Here is a 20,010-nt window from a genome sequence, read left to right as displayed (position 1 = left end):
TCCCTTTTTCTATCCTTTTATTTCCATGTTATTCCGGGGGAAATAACAACCAGGCATTAGTGAGGGAACAGAAGGAGTGTGTTTATTGTGACAAAATGGTGAATAGTTCATAGAAGCTAAACAGAATTGGCTATTTATCGTACTTTGGAAGGAAAAAATATTAGTCATAGAAGTTTTCATTTTGTAAAATATATGTAGGGAGGCTGATTACATAATGTATAATGCTATTAAAGTTCTCGTGGTGGATGATGAGGAAAGAATCCGCCGTTTGTTAAAAATGTATTTGGAAAGAGAAGAATACATAATTGATGAAGCTGAAAATGGAGATGTTGCTTTATCAAAAGCTCTTGAAAATGATTATGATTTAATTTTATTGGATATTATGATGCCAGGTAAAGATGGAATCGAAGTTTGCCGTGAGTTAAGAGAGAAAAAAACAACACCTATAATCATGCTTACTGCAAAAGGAGAAGAAGTCAATCGGGTCCAAGGATTTGAAGTAGGGACTGATGATTATATTGTCAAACCATTCAGTCCTCGTGAAGTTGTTTTAAGGGTGAAAGCGTTATTACGCCGTTCTTCAAGCACGAGTTACGTGCAGACCGAAACGACCACAAAAGATGTGATTGTCTTTTCTCATTTAACAATTGATAATGATGCACATCGTGTACTTGCTGATGATAAAGAGGTATCTTTGACACCAAAAGAATATGAATTATTGTATTTCTTAGCGAAATCACCTGATAAAGTATTTGATCGCGAGCAATTGTTAAAAGAAGTGTGGCATTATGAATTCTTTGGAGACCTTCGAACTGTTGACACGCATGTTAAACGCCTACGTGAAAAATTAAACCGTATATCCGAAAATGCTGCCAAGATGATTGTCACTGTTTGGGGTGTCGGTTACAAGTTCGAAGTTATTAATGACTGATGTTATGGGGCAGTGTTGTAGGGAAGCTTTGGGCAACCATTCTATTGCTCGTGTCATTTGTATTAATCGTTTTAACCGTTCTATTAGTAGAATTCTTTGAGAATTTTCAAATTGAAAATATTGAAAATGATTTAACCAAAACGGCAGAGCAGATCATAGAGGTTACAAATGATCATCAGGGCTCTAGCAATTATGTTTTACAAATAGCTTCGGAATTGATAGGCGACGAAACGAAAATGATAATCCTTAATGATGACAAAATGATATTCTCATCAATCGGTGATAAGGAGATTAAAATTACGCCAGAGTCAATTAAAAATGATCCCGATTTGCAGAAAGTTTTTACGGAAAGAAAGACTGTAAAAAAAGAAATGGCGCTATCTGATGACAATGGAAATAAGGAATTATCTGCAATCGTTGTCGGAGTGCCACTTGAACTAAATGGGGAGCAGGACGAGGTTTTCTTATTTCAATCCTTGGAATCCATGGAAGAAACCACTAAGTCCACAACGCAATTCATTCTGTTGGCAGCAGGGATTGCAATTATTTTAACAACGATTTTTGCTTTCTTCTTATCTACAAGGATCAATGCTCCGCTGGTGAAGATGAGGGAAGCCGCCCTAGCCATTGCTAGGGGGAAATTTGATACAAAGGTGCCTATCTTGACTCAGGATGAAATTGGTGAGTTGGCAATAGCATTTAATCAGATGAGAAAGCAATTGAAATTCAATATGAATGCTCTTAGCCAGGAAAAAGAACATCTTTCGAGCATCCTTAGTAGTATGGCGGATGGGGTCATTACCTTCAATAAAGATGGAACTATCCTGGAAACGAATCCGCCAGCGGAAAGATTTCTGCAATCTTGGTACTTTGAAAAAGGCTACAATCGGGAAGATAATGTAAATGTCCCATTGGTACTGATGAATCTATTTGATGAATCAGAGTCTTTCGATAAGGAGCAAGTCGGGGAAATTACATTGCAGGGAAGGGACTGGGGATTGATTGTCAGTCCTTTATATACAAATGCCGACAATATTCGCGGAGCAGTAGCTATCATTCGTGATATGAGTGATGAAAGACGTATGGACAAACTTAGGACTGATTTCATAGCAAACGTCTCTCATGAGTTAAGAACGCCGATTTCAATGCTGCAAGGATATAGTGAAGCAATTGTTGATGACATAGCTGGAAGTGAAGAGGAAAAAATGGAAATGGCCAGGATTATTTATGATGAATCTCTAAGAATGGGCCGTTTAGTCAATGATTTACTCGATCTAGCTAAATTGGAATCAGGAAAAATGAGTCTCAACTATGAGTGCATACCTATTTCATCTTATTTAAAGAGGATTACAAGCAAATTTTCCGGGTTAGCTAAAGAAAAGGGGATAACGATATCCACTAATCTTCAAGACAACGGAATCGAGTGGTGTTTCGATCCCGACCGAATTGAACAGGTATTGACGAATTTAATTGATAATGCGATTCGACATACCCCTCCAGGCGGGAACATTGATGTCATTCAAAGGACAAGTGATCGAAGAGGGCTGATTATTGATGTGAAGGACTCTGGTTCGGGTATCCCTGAAGAGGATTTACCCTTTGTATTCGAGAGATTCTATAAAGCGGATAAAGCACGTACACGCGGTCGATCGGGTACTGGCTTGGGATTGGCTATTGTTAAAAATATCATTAATGCCCATGATGGCTACATTTCGGTAAACAGTTTACCTAAAAAAGGGACGACATTCAGCATTATTCTACCTCGAATAATGGAAAATACTGAATGAATAACTGGTTGTTTGCCAGAAAATCTTGTTTCATAAGAAACAGTGGAGACAAAGGCAATTGGATTTATTTCCAACTTGTCTTTGTCTTTTTTCTTAGAAAGGGAGCAGGTTAGTAATATTCTAGTGAATAGGACTCTTTTATATAGAAATTCACTGAATTTTGTAATAAGATCATATGTAAAGTGTAACTTTTATATATGAATGACGACTATATTTATGAACGGATGTGGGGAAATGATGGATTCCGTTTTCCACGATCTTTATGAAAAATATCATCACGAAATTTATCAATTCATTTATTATATGACTAAAAATCGGGAATCGGCAGAGGACCTTGTTCAAGAGGTCTATATCAGGGTTATGAAGGCCTATGACCGATTCGAGGGAAAAAGCAGTGAAAAAACGTGGATATATTCTATTGCGAGAAATGTGACGATTGATTATTTTCGGAAACAAAAACGGTGGAGAGACAAAATCTTTTCTAACTTCGACTGGGAGAGGCAAATGATTAAAGATACTCAGCCTATTCCGGAGGAAGTGGCTATTATGAATGATGATATCCATGATATATATCAATGTTTGAACCGATGCACGGTCGATCAAAGGTCCGTCATCATATTACGATATATTCAAGCATTGTCCATATCAGAAACCGCTGAGGTATTGAATTGGAGTGAAAGTAAGGTTAAAACAACCCAGCATCGTGCGTTAAAGGCAATTAAAAAGATGATGGAAGATTTGTCTGGAAAGGAGGATGACCCCATTGAGAAAACCCCGTTGGAAAGAAAACGAAATTGAAGACATGCTTCACCAGCTTCCGAAAGTAAAAGACAAACGAACAAAGGATGAGGTGTATGCAGGGATTCATAATAAAAAGCGGAAAAAACAATGGTTTCCTCTTATTGTGGGTGTTGCCTCCTTATTCTTAATGGTTGTTTTGGCCTCTTCACTGATTATTGGGAAAGAAGGGACTACAAGCAAAGAGGAGAGCAGCGATAAGAAATTAGCTGTCTCTGAACTTAAAAGCCTGCCAGATCATGAACAACAGGATGCAAAGGTAAAAGATAAGTCTGCCGAAGACAAAGAGGAAAATAGCAAGCTTCAGAGTAAGCGTGAAGAAGATATAGAAACTAAAGAAGAAGTTTTCGATAGTGAACCGGTAAAAAAGGACAAGGCAGTAGCCCTTGCTCCTGCAATTTACCCAGACGATCTGAAAAATAAATCGACGATTACCATGGGTGTGCCAGATAATCAGCAGAATTTTGTCATCCCGATTTCAATTGTTGTCAATCGTTATGATGAATCGGATACTCTAAATCAGTTAGTTAATCAAATGTCGGATATCAATGAGGAACAATATGGTCTCTCTGACTATTTCCCACTTGATATTGAGATTACCCAAGGAACCGAAATGAATACTGCTCATATTGAGCTACATGAAGACAGCCAGTTATTGGATGAGGATATCCTCTTTCTCCATACGATGGAAGAGACGCTGTCCTATCTTAATATAGAGAAGATGACCTTTGCTACAGATGGAAAGCAAGGTGCAAGGTTTGCCCATGCAGGATTTTTAAAGGAAGCAGATATACCTCAACAAAAAAATCGCACATTTCTACTTTATCAAAATGATGAATCCTCACCAAAGTTTCTTGTACCAAGTAATATGGATTATCAGGACTTTGAGGAGGCACTTCAGGCAGGAAAAGAGGAGCCAGACATAGCGGGAATATCTTCTGCTATCCCCAATGATTTAATTTGGGAAAAAATAAGTTCAGATGGAGATCTTGTGACTATTCAATTAGCAGAACAAGCGGCAATTGAAAATAGTGAGGATTCTCTTCAAGCTTTAGAAGCTATTCTCTTTATTGCAAAGGAATTTGGCTTTAACAGAGTAAAGTTTGAAAATGCTCCAATTGAAAAAGTTGGCAATCTAAATCTAACAGAAGACATAATAGTACCCAAAGCCCCTAACCAAGTGAATTGAGGGGAGGAAGTTGTCAAAAGAAGCGGGAGCTGGGCTATATAAAACATCCTGATAATGGTTGCTGAGTATCTAAAATCTCGTAGAAAAAAGAATGTGCCCGCATTAAGGGCACATTCTTTTTTGCTTATAATGAAATGAGAGCCATGAATGTAATTTCTTCTGTTTCCTTTAAAAATTGCTTCATGTTATCACTTAATGGTTTATCAAAACTTAAAACCATGATAGCTTCTCCGCCAGCTTCTTTTCGACCTACCTGCATGGTTGCAATATTCACTTCATGATCACCAAGGATCTTACCTACGTTACCAATTACACCAGGTTTATCGGTGTGTTGGATATATAGTAAATTTTCTTCCGGATGGAAGTCGATTTTGAAGCCATTCAAATTTACAATACGAGAACCATAATTTTCAATGTAAGTGCCACTGATTGTTAGTTCACGGTTATCACCTTTTACTTTAAGGCTGATCAGGTTAGAATATCCTAAAGAGTCTGCAGAGATTTTTTCGCCAACGGTAATACCACGCTCTTTTGCAATCAGCAAGGCATTCACTTCATTGACCGAAGCGTCAACTCTTGATTTAAAGAAGCCTGATATTAAACTTTTTGTCAAAATCGCTGTATCAAAGTCCAATGATTCTCCCGCATATGTAACGGAAATCTCTTGGATGCCTTCTTTCATACATTGAGAAGCAATTGATCCCATTTGCTGTACGAGTTGATAAAATGGCTGAACCTTTTCAAACACTTCTTTAGAAATGGCTGGAAGGTTGATAGAACTTGAAACTGGATTTCCCTCAAAATAAGTCAGCACTTCTTGTGCAACCTGTACTGCAACATTTAATTGTGCTTCTTTTGTAGAAGCACCTAAATGAGGTGTAGCAATGACATTATCAAGTTCAAGTAGCTTATGGCCAAGCGGAGGTTCTTCAACGAAAACGTCCAACGCTGCGCCTGCTACATGCCCTTTAACAATCATTTCATATAAATCATCTTCGTCAAGAATTCCGCCACGGGCACAATTTAATACATAAACACCCTTTTTACAGGTAAGCAGTTTTTCTTTATTTATTAATCCTCTAGTTTCATTCGTTAGAGGTGTATGAACAGTAATAATGTCTGCTTTAGGAAGTAATTCATCTAACGGCAGGGAAGTGACAGACATTTTTTTTGCACGATCAGCAGTTAAGAATGGGTCAAATACAATGACTTCCATACCAAAAACTTTTGCGCGTTTGGCGATTTCTCCTCCGATACGTCCAAAACCCACTATACCTAATGTTTTACCGCGTAGTTCTGTTCCAGTATAAGAAGAACGTTTCCACTCCCCATTCTTCAGAGATGCATATGCTTGCGGAATGTGGCGCATTAGTGAAGCCATCATTGCAAATGTATGTTCAGCTGTTGAAATGGTATTGCCATCAGGTGCATTAACTACGACAATCCCACGTTTAGTCGCAGCAGGGATGTCAATATTATCAACGCCGACACCAGCGCGTGCAATAATTTTCAACTGTGGCATACGGTTCATTAAATCTTCCGTAACTTTTGTTGCGCTTCTAACAAGTATTGCATCAATCTGATCAAGTTCGTTTGCTGCTTCTTCTACTGTCTTTTGAATAAGAAGGATATTGGATGCCTCTGATAGCGGTCCGAGTCCTTCTGGTTTGATGGCATCTGCTACTAAAATCCGATACACGTGTAAACACCTTCCTAAGAAAAAAATTATCTTAAATTTCAGTTAATTTTACAATTGAAATGCCGAATATGTCAATTTGGCATTTATTAATGTAAGCGCTTAAAATAATTATTATTAAGTGAAATAATTGTATAAGTCCGCAATAATAATGGATTTATCATCTATTGTATGAAAAAGAACAATTATTTTAAATAATCTTAAAATTGATATAATCGTCAATATAATTTTTGCTTTAATTCATTAATATGTAAATGGTGAGATGTAAGAAATTATGGTGGCCATGAAAAATGAATATCTTCATATAAACTTTCAAATTAAAAAAAACTATTCAAAAAAAGGAAAGTCATATATAATGGAATTTGTAAAATAAAATTTTATAGGTCTATCTTCGGGGCGGGGTGTAATTCCCCACCGGCGGTGATGAAGAAATAATTCTTCTAAGCCCGCGAGCCTTACGGGGCAGGATTTGGTGTGATTCCAAAGCCGACAGTATAGTCTGGATGGGAGAAGATGGAGGTTCCTGATTGCGTTCAAACAGTCATTTACTGAACGCTTGTTTGATGAAACCTTTAATTTATCCCTTTAATTCGGTCGGAATTAAAGGGTTTTTTATTGAACATCAACATGATGAAGGAGCACTAACCTCTTTTTCGGGTAGATCAGAAAAAGAAGGAGAGAGAACTATGAAAAAGAACAAAGTGAATAAAATGGTCACACTGGCAATGTTGGGAAGCATTTCATATCTATTGATGCTTTTGAATTTTCCGTTTCCCGGATTTCCACCTTTTCTGAATGTTGATTTTAGTGACATTCCAGCACTGATGGCAGCATTGATTTTTGGTCCGATGGCTGGAATTCTAGTTGAATTTCTTAAAAACCTATTGGATTTAGTCATGACAGGGACAATGACTGCTGTACCTGTGGGGCATATCGCTAACTTTATAGCAGGAATACTGTTCGTCTTGCCAACTTACTATGTATTTAAAAAAATCAATTCAAAAAAAGGGATGACTTTCGCTTTACTTGCAGGTACAGTTACCATGGCGGTAGTTATGAGTGTTTTAAACTATTATGTCTTTTTACCGGCATATACCTTCTTTATGGGATGGGATGCAATGTCGGCACCCGAGTCAAGGAAGTTCGTAACGACGGCAATCTTACCTTTCAATGTGATTAAAGGCGTGCTTATCACTTCTGTATTCATGTTGTTGTTTATTAAATTACAGACATGGATCAATAAGCAAGTATTATATAAAAATGCTTAATGGCATTAACTATAGAACACAAAAAACCGGATAGTTATGTCCGGTTTTTTGTCTGTTTAATTTGGTTAGTCGGGGAAGGGATATAAGTAGCAAAAAAAAAGCCATTTTCGATTGAAAATGGCTTGTACCTTTATTCGAATTTTAGTGCATCCCCGTCAAATGCCTCGTCAGCAACTTTAATAGAATCTGTTGGACATCCTTCAAATGCGTCCATCATGTCATCTATAAGTACATCTGGAATTTCAACGATACCTTCGTTATCGTCAAGGGTAACAAATGCAATCCCTTCGTCATCATAATCATATATATCCGGTGCTGCTGCTCCGCAAGCTCCACAAGCGATACATGTTTCTTTATCAACAATTGTAAATTTAGCCATGAATATAACCCCTCCTAAGTTGATTAACAACTGATAATCTTTTTATTTCAGATTATTATCTCTTTCCTATTGTAAGACCGAATGCCAAACTTTTCAATAGAAATTGTATTGATACTAACTATTATGATGTGGAATGTCAATGATAAATATAGAAAATACTATTTTGATCTTTGCTTTCATTCGTCATTTAGCCACAATTTCTTATGGTATTTATCATTAAAAACGGCGATTTTTGCAGTTTTTTGATACAATAGGTTTAATTGGTTAATTGAAACAAGGATGTGAGTCCCATGAATAATTATCTACAAGTAATCATTCTATATGCAATAAAAAAATTTCAAGGCGAACGTTCTATTTATGCTATTTATCATATGCTACAGGGCAAAAAGTCGTCACAGACAATCCAGGATGCCCACTTATTCGGGTTAACGAATATATTTGGGACAATACCTCGTTTTACCCGACAACAATTAATTCAAAACATTCAACTATTTCATGAGCATAATTTCATTGAGATAACCGATAAAACCGATGCTTATATAATCAGTGGGCAAGGCGGGAGAAAGTTAACCGATTATTTGAAGAAGAATCCTTTTCCAACATCCTTAAATGGCTGGAAATATCAAAATATCACCCCGATATTCTGGGGGAGGTTAAACTTACTCATACAAACTATATCCCATATTGTCCACAATGAAAGACGTTTTTATCCTATACAACGAAACCCCAAAATCCAATGTTTTGTAAAGGAATTCTTACAAAACAATCGCCAGGACCGAGGGTTGATTGCGCAGCATCTTTATGAAGAACTGATATCGTTATTAGAGCTGCAAAGTAATTTAAAACGAGATATTTTTATTTTGAAATTAACAGGGGTAAACAGGATTGGACTTACGTTTGAACAGATTGCGAAAAGGAAAGATGTAGAAGAAGAGTATGTGCGCTTTACATTTCTTGACTCGTTACATCAAATGCTTGCGGAAATAGAACAGGTAACAGATTACCCTATTTTGGCATCCTTATTCAGTGATTGGCAAAGGAGTGGCAATCCTCATTTGACTCTTTCTACACAAGCGACATTGCGATATATTCAAGCGGGGAAAACTTTGTTTGAAATAGCAGAAATCCGCCGTTTAAAAGTCAACACCATTGAAGATCATCTTGTTGAAATTGTCTTATCGGATAAAAGCTTTCCAATTGCTGAATATGTATCCCATGAGGATGAAGGGAAAATCATCGCTGCAATTAAGGAACTCAATACAAAGCAGCTAAAGGCAATCAAACAGGAAGTTGATAATAAACAGATTAGTTTTTTCCAAATAAGGCTTGTACTTGCGAAATTGGGTGATGGATGATGAATTTAGAGCATGTCTTAAAAGAAAAATTTGGATTTGATAAATTCCGTCCAGGACAAAAAGAAGTGATTGAATCATTGATGTCTGGCTGTCATACTTTAGCGATGTTGCCAACGGGGTCAGGTAAGTCATTGTGTTATCAGTTGCCTGCTTACCTTTTGAATAAGACGACCTTAATAGTTTCCCCGTTATTATCTTTAATGCAGGATCAGGCAGATCAGCTCAAAATGAGAGGTGAAAAAAGTGTATTAACCCTTAATTCTTTTTTGACGTTAAATCAAAAAAGGGAGGCTTTCGATCGCTTACATATGTATCGGTTTATTTTTTTATCTCCTGAAATGCTTAGCCTTGAGGGTGTGATAAAGTCTTTAAAGACCTTAGACATAGGTTTGTTTGTCATTGATGAAGCACACTGTATCTCACAATGGGGGTATGATTTTCGACCTGATTATTTGAATTTAGGAGAAGTTAGACGTGAGTTGAACAATCCACTAACGCTCGCCTTAACGGCAACTGCAACAAAAGAAGTGCGGAAAGATATCATTGGAAAACTCAATATCAATCAAGCTAAAGAAACCGTATCATCTGTAGATAGGGATAATATTGCCATACTTGCTGAGAGACTATTCAGCTACGAAGAAAAGCTATTCCGTGTTCTGGAGCTTGTCAGAAAATTCACGGGGAGTGGCATTATTTATTTTTCATCTAAAAAGGTGGCAGAAGCCGTCACTGGATTTTTACAGGAAAACGGGGTAGATAGCGTCAATTTTTATCATGGCGGCATGGATCAGGAACAAAGAATGCTTATTCAGCAGCAATTCATTTCTGGCCAATTAAAAATAATATGCGCAACGAGTGCTTTTGGCATGGGTGTAAATAAATCGGATGTCAGATATGTTATCCATTTTCATATGCCCTCTACAATGGAATCTTATTTGCAGGAAATAGGTAGGGCGGGGCGTGATCGGAAACAAAGTGTAGCAGTCTTATTATATAGTGAAGGAGATGAAGGGCTTCCCCTTCATTTGATGGAACAACAATTGCCGACTGATTTGCAAATAGAGGGTGTGTGTTCCTTCCTAAGCGAAGCAAAAAAGATAGGAGCCAATTTGACTCTTTCTGAAAAAGAACAGCTGTCTCAATCTTTTTCCTTAAATGATATTCAGCTTCGTTTTTTTACACAGTTTCTTACCGGAAATCAGGATCCTCTACAGCATGTGGCAGAGATGAAAGAGTATTGTCAAAAGAGAAAGTCCCGGAATCAGGGAAAATTGCTTAGATTTCTCAATTGGATATATGCTCAGGAATGTCGCCGTTTGGGAATTCTGAATTACTTTGATGAAAAGCAGCAAAAGTTGAATCCTTTCTGCTGCGACTTCTGTGGAATGGATGCGAATAAGATGATCGATTTATTGCCCGCAGTGAAGGTAGAACAAGTTAAGTCTTATACCACTTGGAAACAGGAATTGGCTTTTATCTTATTAAAGAAGGAAAATTGGGATGAAAAATAAGCAAGCTGAATTAATAAAACAGCTAACAGATAAACAGTTGCTATATAATTTGTTTCTTACACAAATTATTCTCTTAACGTTAGCCTTTTTTTTAGGTATTATTTTATTTAATGATCGTTCTACTTTTTTCGACTTATTTATCTTCAATGACCTTAATATTTTGTTATTTGGTATCCCTGCAGGAATTATAGTCGTTCTATTTGATCTATTTATGATGAGAGTGACGCCATCATCCTATCAAGATGATGGTGGGATTAACGAACGCATTTTCAGTAGTCTGTCTTACTCGATGATTTTTGTTGTTGCTTTAGTGGTAGCAATAAGTGAGGAATTATTATTTCGTGGAGTGTTACAAACTCATCTTGGTTTACTTTGGACGAGTATTATTTTTGCTGCGGTTCATTATCGCTATTTATTTAATTGGTTTTTATTTTTAAATGTTTTGGTTTTGAGCTTCTTTATCGGGTTTCTGTTTGAATGGACAAATAATTTACTGGTGACGATCACGGCCCATTTTTTGATTGACTTTATCCTTGGAGTATTAATCAGGAAGAAACAAGCAAAGCGGATTGAGCAAGAAAGGGGGTGACCTATATGAATGATGTAAAAAAGAATGGGAAAGACAAAGATCAGGCTGGTGAACTTGGGACGCGAGTCGAACGTCAGAAGGCGAAGTCATCTCTGCCAAAGCGTAGCCAAGTCCATCAGAATAAAAAGAAAAAAAGTAAAGTGAAGATTAAGTTTCCGATGATTAAGTTATTATCGTTGTTTTTTATCTTGCTTCCGATTGGATTTTACAGTCTTAATACATATCTTCAAGAAAGACCTGAACGTGATCCAAGAAGTAATCAAGTAGTGAACTATAATGAAAATGAAGACGCTGATAAAGAAACGATACCAACTACAGCAACTGCAGATGATTTAAAAGATAATGATTTGGAGAAAGAAGAAACAAATTCAGCCAAGTCTGAAGCAGAGAAGAAGAAAGAAAAAGAAAAGCAGAAGGCTGAAGAAAAGGAACAAGCAAAGAAAAAGGCTGAAGAAAAAGAAAAAGCGCAGCTAGAGGCTGAAGAAAAGGCTAAGGCAAAGCAAATAGCTGAAGAAAAAGCTAAGGCAAAACAAATAGCTGAAGAAAAGGCTAAGGCAAAGCAAATAGCTGAGGAAAAAGCCAAGGCAAAGCAAATAGCTGAAGAAAAAGCCAAGAAAGAAGCAGCAGAAGACAAAAAAACAACGGAAAGAGCACCAGCAGTCAAGTCAAATAAGGATGAATATAAGGTTGTCTTACATACTGTTAAAGCGGAAGAAACATTATTCCGAATTTCCATGAATTACTACAAATCACAGGAAGGAATTGCTCTAATTAAGGAGTGGAACGGCCTGAATGGCAATGAAATTTCCAAGGGTCAGGTTTTAAAAATTCCAATAAAGAAATAGAAATAATAATGAACACTCTGTCTTTTGAGGCAGGGTGTTTTTACTTTCATTCAGCTTTTCTTTGTTCCGCAAAGAAGCTAATCATGCCTAGTTATTTATCATTTTTTTCTGGACAATCTCATATTATGACTTGAAGGGTAGTTATGAGGAGGAAAGAAAATGGAACCTACAATTATTTTATTGGATGAAAAAACGGATCAAGCAACAAAGCAAATGCTGCAGAACGTTGTAGATCGAAAAAAAAAGTTCGAGGCTCTAAAAAAGAAACATCTTCATAGTTTATGGGCAACAATGATTATTGCTGCTCTTTTTTTGGTTTATCTTTATTTTTATATTGTAGTTCCTTATTCCTATTCTTTTTTCAAGATGTTTAGTGTTTTTGTTGACCATTTCAGCCATTTTCTTTTTTTAGCAGCAGCATTTGGGCTGTATGGATATATGATATTAATTAAAAAGAAGCTTGATAAAGCTGAAAAGGAGTTTCAGTTGCTTCGTTGCGAAATCATTAATAAAAGTAAGCAGCTGTGGGAAAAAGAGGATGAATGGAAAAGTCGCCATAAGGTTTTTGAAATGATGAAGAAGAACTATGATATAAACTTATATCATGAAAATAAATGATTATTCGCTTTAAGAATATTTAATTGCGGGTAATATGGTTTTATGTTTATATGAAGGTAACTCTTGCCATTTGTAGAGAAAGAAGGTTTAACGGAAGATGTTATTGGTATATGGATTATTTTTAGGCTTAATTCTGCTGTTATTTGCTACTGTTATGCATATGTGGCGTACCGCAAATCAGGATAGGATAATTTTTCAAGACTTATATTTCAACGACTTTCCTGAAGGATTTGGCGATGTTCGGATTTTTTTTATATCTGATCTTCATCGACGGATCGTGTCGGATAAATTGATTGAGGAAGCCCGCGGTAAAGCAGATATGGTTATTATCGGTGGTGACATCAGAGAAAGTGGGGTTCCTCTGGAGAGAGTTGAACAAAATATTTTGAAATTAAAAGTACTTGGTCCCCTTTATTTTGTTTGGGGAAATAATGATTACGAAGGAGACTTTCATGAGCTAGATGCATCACTTCTGAAGCATGGTGTGAAAATTCTGGATAATACAGCCGTTTCTTTTGAGTCCCAAAAAGGGGATAAGTTTGCTCTCTTAGGTATTGATGATATATCAGTAGAAAGAGATAGGCTTGACCTTGCTCTATCAGATTGCGGGAATGAGCCATTCCGGATTTTGGTCAGTCATAACCCGCTAGTTAAAAAACAATTAACACCAGAACATCATATAAGACTTGTCCTATCAGGTCATACCCATGGAGGACAGATTCGGATATTCGGGCTTGGGCCATATCAGATCGGTAGTATAAAAAAAGAGGGTGACTGCTTGTACATGACAAGCAATGGTTATGGGACAAGCGCAGTGCCATTAAGACTTGAAGCGAAGCCAGAAACTCACCTTTTTACGCTAAAAAGAGGAAAACATACGCAAATTGGCGAAGCCGTGGAAAAGACCTATTAAGCTGCCTTCTGAAACAAGCATATCGAAATTTTACAGAGTTGAAAGAATCCACTATAATTTCAACAAATGAATGTTCTGTTATTGGAGGCTTTGTAAAACCATGCAAGAAGGTAAATATAATATTAAGGCAGTTTCAAAACTGCTAGGTATTCAGTCGGGTACGTTGAGGGCATGGGAAAGGCGCTATCAATTTATTGAGCCTGTCAGAAATGATTCTGGTCACCGGCTGTATACAGAGAAACATCTTCAAACCCTCAAATGGCTAATTAATAAAACAAATCAGGGCTTTACAATCAGTCAGGCCGTTTCACTTCTCGAAACTAGCACTGTAGCGACTGATGTTCCTGAAACAAAACGATATAATGAGCAATCTATAAAGTTAGCGGACGAGCTACTTGAAGCTCTCATAAGCTTCAATGAAAATAAAGCTCAAATGTTGATCAGCCAAGCTTTCAGTATGTATACGATTGAACATACTGTAGTTGATGTGATTGGTGCCATACTTGTTCAGATTGGCGATAAGTGGGAAAGAGGAGAAATTACTTCTGCTCATGAACATTTTGCATCTAACATTCTAAAGTCCAGAATTAGTTCCGTAATGCATATGATTCCAACCAGTGAATTTCTTCCTAAAGCTCTTACTGTTTGTGCCCCCGGTGAAAAACATGAATTCGGCTTGTTGATTTTTACAATCTTTTTAAAGCGAAAAGGATATGAAACGGTCTATTTGGGAGAATCCATCGCCGACAAAGATCTTTTTACCGTTTTAAAAATCATAAGACCATCCTTCTTATTTATGTCTTGTTCACTTAATGAAAACCTCGTAGGAACCTTAAGACTTGTCGAAGAATTAAGCCGGGATTTTCCAGATTTGAAGGTTGGTCTTGGAGGAGCGGCACTGAACCATGTATCGGATGAAATCCGAACCTCCTTCAGCAGAGTTTTAATCGGTGGATCTCAATCGGATTGGGAGGATTGGTTGAAAATTTAGAGGTTAGTGTTTGATAAATAATGGATATGCACCCTGAGACCAAGGCTTCATATGATGTATGAAGATGGTAACCAGGGGGCATTTTTTTATGAAGCTGGAGCGATTAACTAATAATAAAATCAAGATTTTTTTGACCCTTGATGATTTAATTGATAGAGGAATAACAAAAGAAGATATTTTAGGGAATTCTTTAAAAGTCCATAAGTTATTTCAGGATATGGTGGAGGAAGCGTGTGAAGAACTCAGCTTTAAAATGAGTGGTTCCATTGCAATCGAGATTTTTTCCCTGCCTGCTCAGGGGTTGATTATCATTGTAACGAAGGAAGAAGAAGAGTTATTAACAGATGAAGAAGAGTTCCTGGATTTGCAAGTGAAAATTGATGACTTCCCCCATATTTTGTATGTTTTCAATGAGTTTGAAGATATCGTTCAATTATCTCATAGATTGTCATATCATGGCTTGCTTAATAGCACTCTTTATCATTATGAGGGAAGATACTATTTACTGATTGAGAATGTCAAAGATACGACTTATGACACGGTCATCTCCTTAGCGGCTGAGTATGGCCATGCTTCAACACTTACGCTATACCGCATCAATGAATATGGAACATGCATCATTGAGAAAGAAGCCATACATGTATTAATCTCACATTTTAATTAGTTGAAAAAGAGGGAGACAGGGCAGACACATATTGAACATTCCAATGAGGTTTGCCTTATTAGTCTCAAATTCCCTGTTTAAGATAAAGTATAGGAAAAGAAGCAAGAAAACCCTTGGTATGATAACGTTTTCATTTTTTGAATATTTCCAACTTTTAAATTCCCATTTTTACTCTTGCATAAATATAACGAAGGTGTATACTAGCACTTGAAGAGGACTATTTGTAAATTATAATCTAAATATATGGATGAGATTTTCTAGGAGGTACTATTGATGGAATCGGCAAAAGGTAATGGCCCTGTAAATGAGGAAGAAAAACACGACGTATTGAGGTCTACCCAGACTGTTATACATAAAGCGTTAGACAAGCTGGGTTATCCTGAAGAGGTATACGAGCTCTTAAAGGAACCTTTACGTTTATTAACCGTGAAGATGCCAATACGTATGGATGATGGTTCAGTTAAAATTTTCACGGGTTACAGGGCACAGCATAATGATGCTGTTGGACCAACAAAAGGTGGCATCCGTTTTCACCCTAATGTGACGGAACGAGAAGTAAAGGCATTGTCCATTTGGATGAGTTTGAAATGTGGTATCGTTGATTTGCCTTATGGCGGAGGTAAAGGCGGAATCGTTTGTGATCCTCGTAATATGTCCTTCCGTGAGCTGGAAAGACTAAGCCGGGGCTATGTCCGTGCTATCAGTCAAATCGTAGGTCCGACAAAAGATATCCCGGCACCTGATGTATTTACTAATTCCCAGATCATGGCGTGGATGATGGATGAATATAGCCGTATGGATGAATTCAACTCACCAGGATTCATTACGGGTAAACCGCTTGTACTTGGTGGTTCTCATGGCCGTGAGTCTGCAACTGCAAAAGGTGTAACTATCTGTATAAATGAAGCTGCGAAAAAGCGCGGAATTGATATTAAAGGTGCACGAGTTGTTATTCAAGGATTTGGTAACGCTGGTAGTTTCTTAGCTAAATTCATGCACGATGCAGGTGCTAAGGTGATTGGGATTTCAGACGCCTATGGTGCTCTGCATGATCCTGAAGGCTTGGATATCGACTATCTTCTAGATCGTAGAGACAGTTTCGGAACCGTGACTAAATTGTTTAAAAGCACAATCTCAAATAAAGAGCTGCTTGAATTAGATTGCGATATTTTAGTTCCGGCTGCTATTGAAAATCAAATTACGGAAGAAAATGCTGCAGATATTAAAGCTTCTATCGTTGTCGAGGCAGCAAATGGTCCAACAACAATTGAAGCGACACAAATCTTAACGGATCGTGGCATATTACTTGTACCTGATGTCCTGGCTTCTGCTGGCGGAGTTACCGTTTCTTACTTCGAATGGGTGCAAAATAATCAAGGATATTACTGGTCTGAAGAAGAAGTGGACGAAAAGCTTGAAAAAATCCTTGTGAAATCTTTTAATAATATTTACGAGCTTGCACAGTCTAGACGAGTTGATATGCGTCTTGCCGCTTATATGATTGGTGTAAGAAAAATGGCTGAAGCTTCACGTTTCCGTGGCTGGATCTAATAGGTTCAAAGCTTGGATTGTAAACGAATAAATGCGTTCATTGCATTATCATTGAAAAGATTTGTAAAAACTCCTATCATGTATTGATAGGAGTTTTTATTTTTATTAGAGAACGAATTACATAGTGTGTAGGAAGGCAGTGGAATAGAAATGAATTATGAAGAAGTAATTATCATAGGTGGAGGTCCATGTGGATTGGCTGCTGCAATTGCCCTGAAGGAAGTGGGGATACAGTCTCTAATCATTGAAAAAGGCAATGTGGTGGATTCCATATACCGGTATCCAACACATCAAACCTTTTTTAGTTCAAGTGAAAAATTGGAGATTGGTGACACGGCTTTTATCACGGAAAACCGTAAGCCTGTCCGTAATCAGGCACTTGCCTATTATAGGGAGGTAGCTAGAAGGAAAGAACTGCGTGTGAATAAGTTCGAAAAAGTGGAAAAAGTGGAAAAACAGGATAATGGAAAATTTTTAGTCCGGACATCAAAAGGCGACTATACAGCTTTGCGAGTCATCGTATCGACCGGTTATTATGATCATCCTAATTATATGTGTATTCCCGGTGAGCAGCTTCCTAAAGTGTTTCATTATTTCAAGGAGGGTCATCCGTACTTTAACTGTGATGTTACAGTCATCGGTGGTAAAAACTCAAGTGTAGATGCAGCGCTGGAGTTGGTCAAGTCAGGGGCAAGAGTTACAGTCCTGTATAGAGGCTCAGAATTCTCTTCAAAAATTAAACCATGGATTCTCCCTGAATTTGAATCATTAGTCCGTAATGGGACAATTATGATGGAATTTAATGCGGTTATTGACGAGATCACAGAGGAGAGTGTCATTTATCACGTAGGTAACGAGGAAAAGGTTATTAAAAATGATTTTGTGTTTGCAATGACTGGATATCATCCTGATCATTCATTTTTAGCATCAATGGGCATCAAAATTGACGAGGAGACAGGAAGGCCTACTTATAATGAGGAAACGATGGAGACGAACATTGAAGGTATCTATATTGCTGGAGTTCTGGCAGCCGGAAATAATGCGAATGAAATCTTCATTGAAAATGGTCGGTTTCATGGAGGCTTGATTGCATACCATTTGGCTGTTAAGGAAAAGTAATTTTTATTACAGGAGCTGAAAGTATGGAGAAAATATCATTAATAACAACAGGTGGAACAATCGCCAGTAAAGAAACCACGAATGGTATGTTGGCTTCTGGTGCGTTAAGCGGGATAGAATTAGCATCACTTTGCAAACTACCAAACCATATTGAAATGAAAGTTGTAGACCTTTTCCGGATTTCTAGTATGTCCATGGGTTTTGGGAAAATGGAAAAACTTAAACGTGCAATTCAAAAAGAATTGGAGGATCCAGATGTTACTGGAATTGTCGTAACACACGGTACGGATACATTAGAAGAAACGGCTTATTTCTTGGATGTTACGATTAAGGATCAACGCCCAATTGTTTTAACGGGTTCTCAGCGATCTCCTAAAGATGTAGGAACTGATGTGTATTCGAATTTAAGAAATTCAATATTATGCGCGGCGAGTGAGTTGCTTTATGACGTTGGTGTGGTTGTTGTTTTTAATGAAAGAATCTATTCAGCAAAATATGTAAAAAAAGTACATGCTTCCAATTTGCAAGGATTTGAATCTTTTGGCTATGGGTATTTAGGTATTATTGATAACGATATCGTTAGCATATATCAAAAACCACTACATCGGGAGTGCTTTGATATCCATCATCGTATCCCTAGGGTGGATATCATCAAGTGCCATACTGACGCTGATGGCCTTTTTATAGAAGCTTCGGTCAAAAAAGGCGCTAAGGGTATCGTGCTCGAAGGTGTTGGCAGGGGACAGGTTACACCGGAAATGATTCCTGCCATCCAAGAGGCAATCGATAATGGTGTTACTATCGTCATGACAACAAGTGCGGAAGAAGGAAAAGTATATCCAGCATATGATTATGAAGGTAGCGCATTTGATCTAAAACAACGTGGAGTAATATTAGGTGCTGATTATGACAGCAAGAAAGCAAGAATTAAGTTAGCGGTCGTTCTAGCCAGTGAACACACCGTAGATGAAAAATTCTTTAAGTACTGAGGAATTAAAAAATGTAGCATGACTTTGATTCTTAGATTTAGTTTTTCTGCATTCCGTGGTACGATTAATAAAAAGAAAAAGAAAAGAGGGTCAGCTTATGCTGGTCATGTTGTCAGCAGCTATTGCGCCAGGGTTGGCGCTGCTCAGCTATTTCTATTTGAAAGATCAATATGAAACCGAACCCATTTCGGTCGTCATCAAAACTTTTCTCTTCGGTGTATTCCTTGTTCTGCCGATTATGTTTATCCAATATGTGCTGGAAACGGAGCATATTTTAAATACCGATTTTGCTAATGCTTTTTTATGGGCTGCATTGCTTGAAGAATTTTTCAAGTGGTTCATACTCATATATGTAATATATCAACATATAGCCTTTGATGAGCCATATGATGGAATCGTCTATGGTGCAGCAGTCTCCCTTGGATTTGCCACAATGGAAAATATATTGTATTTGCTGGCCAATGGAGTAGAACATGCTTTTATCAGAGCTATTCTCCCTGTATCAAGTCACGCTTTATTCGGTGTAATCATGGGGTACTATTTGGGCAAGGCGAAATTTTCTACTTCGAATAATAGGTCCTATTTATTCTTGGCACTTGTCATACCAATCTTGCTACATGGGGTTTATGACTATATTTTAATATCACAAAAATTTTGGGTGTATTTTATTTTGCCATTTATGATTTACTTATGGTGGTTAGGTATGAAAAAAGTAAAAAAAGCTCGTTTATTGTCTGAGTTCCATGCAGAAAAACTTTCTCAAAATCATTTTCTTAGTAAGTAATTTATATTTCTATGACGGAGTGCTGGCATATTT

The 20,010-nt window shown here is 37.3% G+C and carries 19 protein-coding genes and 1 riboswitch; of the genes, 17 read left to right on the top strand and 2 right to left on the bottom strand.

Annotated features, from left to right (window positions below; translation table 11 throughout):
• The first annotated feature begins 214 nt into the window (after positions 1–214).
• The 4 genes from NST21_RS18370 (at position 215) to NST21_RS18355 (ending at position 4,705) form a co-directional block, all read left to right on the top strand.
• The gene (locus tag NST21_RS18370) at positions 215–931 is read left to right on the top strand and encodes a response regulator (RefSeq protein WP_053346821.1); all 717 of its coding nucleotides are present in this window, start codon (positions 215–217) and stop codon (positions 929–931) included.
• Positions 928–2,718 (top strand): ATP-binding protein, encoded by a 1,791-nt coding sequence (locus NST21_RS18365; RefSeq protein ID WP_340455314.1) that lies wholly within the window; start codon positions 928–930, stop codon positions 2,716–2,718. The genes NST21_RS18370 and NST21_RS18365 overlap by 4 nt, the downstream gene beginning before the upstream one ends.
• A 237-nt stretch (positions 2,719–2,955) precedes the next feature.
• The gene (sigX, locus tag NST21_RS18360) at positions 2,956–3,516 is read left to right on the top strand and encodes an RNA polymerase sigma factor SigX (protein WP_056525421.1); all 561 of its coding nucleotides are present in this window, start codon (positions 2,956–2,958) and stop codon (positions 3,514–3,516) included.
• Positions 3,482–4,705, top strand: a complete 1,224-nt coding sequence (locus NST21_RS18355; protein ID WP_340890583.1) for a hypothetical protein — start codon at positions 3,482–3,484, stop codon at positions 4,703–4,705. The genes sigX and NST21_RS18355 overlap by 35 nt, the downstream gene beginning before the upstream one ends.
• A gap of 124 nt (positions 4,706–4,829) precedes the next feature.
• On the opposite strand, the gene serA is transcribed toward NST21_RS18355, so the two are convergent.
• Entirely contained in the window at positions 4,830–6,404 is a 1,575-nt protein-coding gene (serA, locus tag NST21_RS18350; protein WP_340890581.1) for a phosphoglycerate dehydrogenase, read from the bottom strand.
• A gap of 380 nt (positions 6,405–6,784) precedes the next feature.
• Positions 6,785–6,920: riboswitch (FMN riboswitch) on the top strand.
• A gap of 167 nt (positions 6,921–7,087) precedes the next feature.
• Between serA and NST21_RS18345 the strand changes: the two genes are divergently transcribed.
• On the top strand, positions 7,088–7,669 hold the full coding sequence (locus NST21_RS18345) for an ECF transporter S component (protein WP_053348127.1): 582 nt from the start codon (positions 7,088–7,090) through the stop codon (positions 7,667–7,669).
• A gap of 130 nt (positions 7,670–7,799) precedes the next feature.
• Here the strand turns inward: NST21_RS18345 and NST21_RS18340 are convergent, their stop codons facing one another.
• Positions 7,800–8,048, bottom strand: coding sequence for a ferredoxin (locus NST21_RS18340; protein WP_034308087.1), 249 nt, complete (start codon positions 8,046–8,048; stop codon positions 7,800–7,802).
• Positions 8,049–8,338: 290 nt separating this feature from the next.
• Here NST21_RS18340 and NST21_RS18335 point away from each other — a divergent pair, with 290 nt between their 5' ends.
• The 12 genes from NST21_RS18335 to prsW all read left to right on the top strand — a co-directional run bounded on the left by NST21_RS18335 (position 8,339) and on the right by prsW (position 19,977).
• Complete coding sequence (locus NST21_RS18335) at positions 8,339–9,403, top strand: helix-turn-helix domain-containing protein (RefSeq protein ID WP_340890579.1); 1,065 nt, start codon at positions 8,339–8,341, stop codon at positions 9,401–9,403.
• On the top strand, positions 9,403–10,914 hold the full coding sequence (locus NST21_RS18330) for a RecQ family ATP-dependent DNA helicase (RefSeq protein ID WP_340890578.1): 1,512 nt from the start codon (positions 9,403–9,405) through the stop codon (positions 10,912–10,914). The genes NST21_RS18335 and NST21_RS18330 overlap by 1 nt, the downstream gene beginning before the upstream one ends.
• Positions 10,904–11,503, top strand: a complete 600-nt coding sequence (locus tag NST21_RS18325; protein WP_340890577.1) for a CPBP family intramembrane glutamic endopeptidase — start codon at positions 10,904–10,906, stop codon at positions 11,501–11,503. The genes NST21_RS18330 and NST21_RS18325 overlap by 11 nt, the downstream gene beginning before the upstream one ends.
• A 5-nt stretch (positions 11,504–11,508) precedes the next feature.
• On the top strand, positions 11,509–12,348 hold the full coding sequence (locus NST21_RS18320) for a LysM peptidoglycan-binding domain-containing protein (protein ID WP_340890576.1): 840 nt from the start codon (positions 11,509–11,511) through the stop codon (positions 12,346–12,348).
• A 159-nt stretch (positions 12,349–12,507) separates the two neighbouring features.
• Positions 12,508–12,966 (top strand): YpbF family protein, encoded by a 459-nt coding sequence (locus tag NST21_RS18315; protein ID WP_053346804.1) that lies wholly within the window; start codon positions 12,508–12,510, stop codon positions 12,964–12,966.
• Positions 12,967–13,063: 97 nt separating this feature from the next.
• On the top strand, positions 13,064–13,879 hold the full coding sequence (locus NST21_RS18310; RefSeq protein ID WP_340890575.1) for a metallophosphoesterase: 816 nt from the start codon (positions 13,064–13,066) through the stop codon (positions 13,877–13,879).
• Positions 13,880–13,979: 100 nt separating this feature from the next.
• Positions 13,980–14,870, top strand: a complete 891-nt coding sequence (locus NST21_RS18305) for a MerR family transcriptional regulator (RefSeq protein WP_340890574.1) — start codon at positions 13,980–13,982, stop codon at positions 14,868–14,870.
• An 88-nt stretch (positions 14,871–14,958) separates the two neighbouring features.
• Positions 14,959–15,534, top strand: coding sequence for a genetic competence negative regulator (locus NST21_RS18300; RefSeq protein WP_053346802.1), 576 nt, complete (start codon positions 14,959–14,961; stop codon positions 15,532–15,534).
• 273 nt (positions 15,535–15,807) lie between these two features.
• On the top strand, positions 15,808–17,085 hold the full coding sequence (locus NST21_RS18295) for a Glu/Leu/Phe/Val family dehydrogenase (RefSeq protein ID WP_053346801.1): 1,278 nt from the start codon (positions 15,808–15,810) through the stop codon (positions 17,083–17,085).
• A gap of 150 nt (positions 17,086–17,235) precedes the next feature.
• On the top strand, positions 17,236–18,204 hold the full coding sequence (locus NST21_RS18290; protein ID WP_053346800.1) for a YpdA family putative bacillithiol disulfide reductase: 969 nt from the start codon (positions 17,236–17,238) through the stop codon (positions 18,202–18,204).
• A 23-nt stretch (positions 18,205–18,227) separates the two neighbouring features.
• A complete protein-coding gene (locus tag NST21_RS18285; protein ID WP_340890568.1) occupies positions 18,228–19,193 on the top strand; it encodes an asparaginase in 966 nt (321 codons plus the stop codon).
• Positions 19,194–19,290: 97 nt separating this feature from the next.
• A complete protein-coding gene (prsW, locus tag NST21_RS18280; protein ID WP_056525106.1) occupies positions 19,291–19,977 on the top strand; it encodes a glutamic-type intramembrane protease PrsW in 687 nt (228 codons plus the stop codon).
• The last annotated feature ends 33 nt before the right edge of the window (positions 19,978–20,010 follow it).

The organism is Peribacillus sp. FSL K6-1552 (assembly GCF_038005205.1).
GTDB classification, from domain to species: Bacteria; Bacillota; Bacilli; order Bacillales; family DSM-1321; genus Peribacillus; species Peribacillus butanolivorans.
Note: the sequence above shows the minus strand (reverse complement) of the source record. Positions and strands in the feature narration are given on the sequence as shown.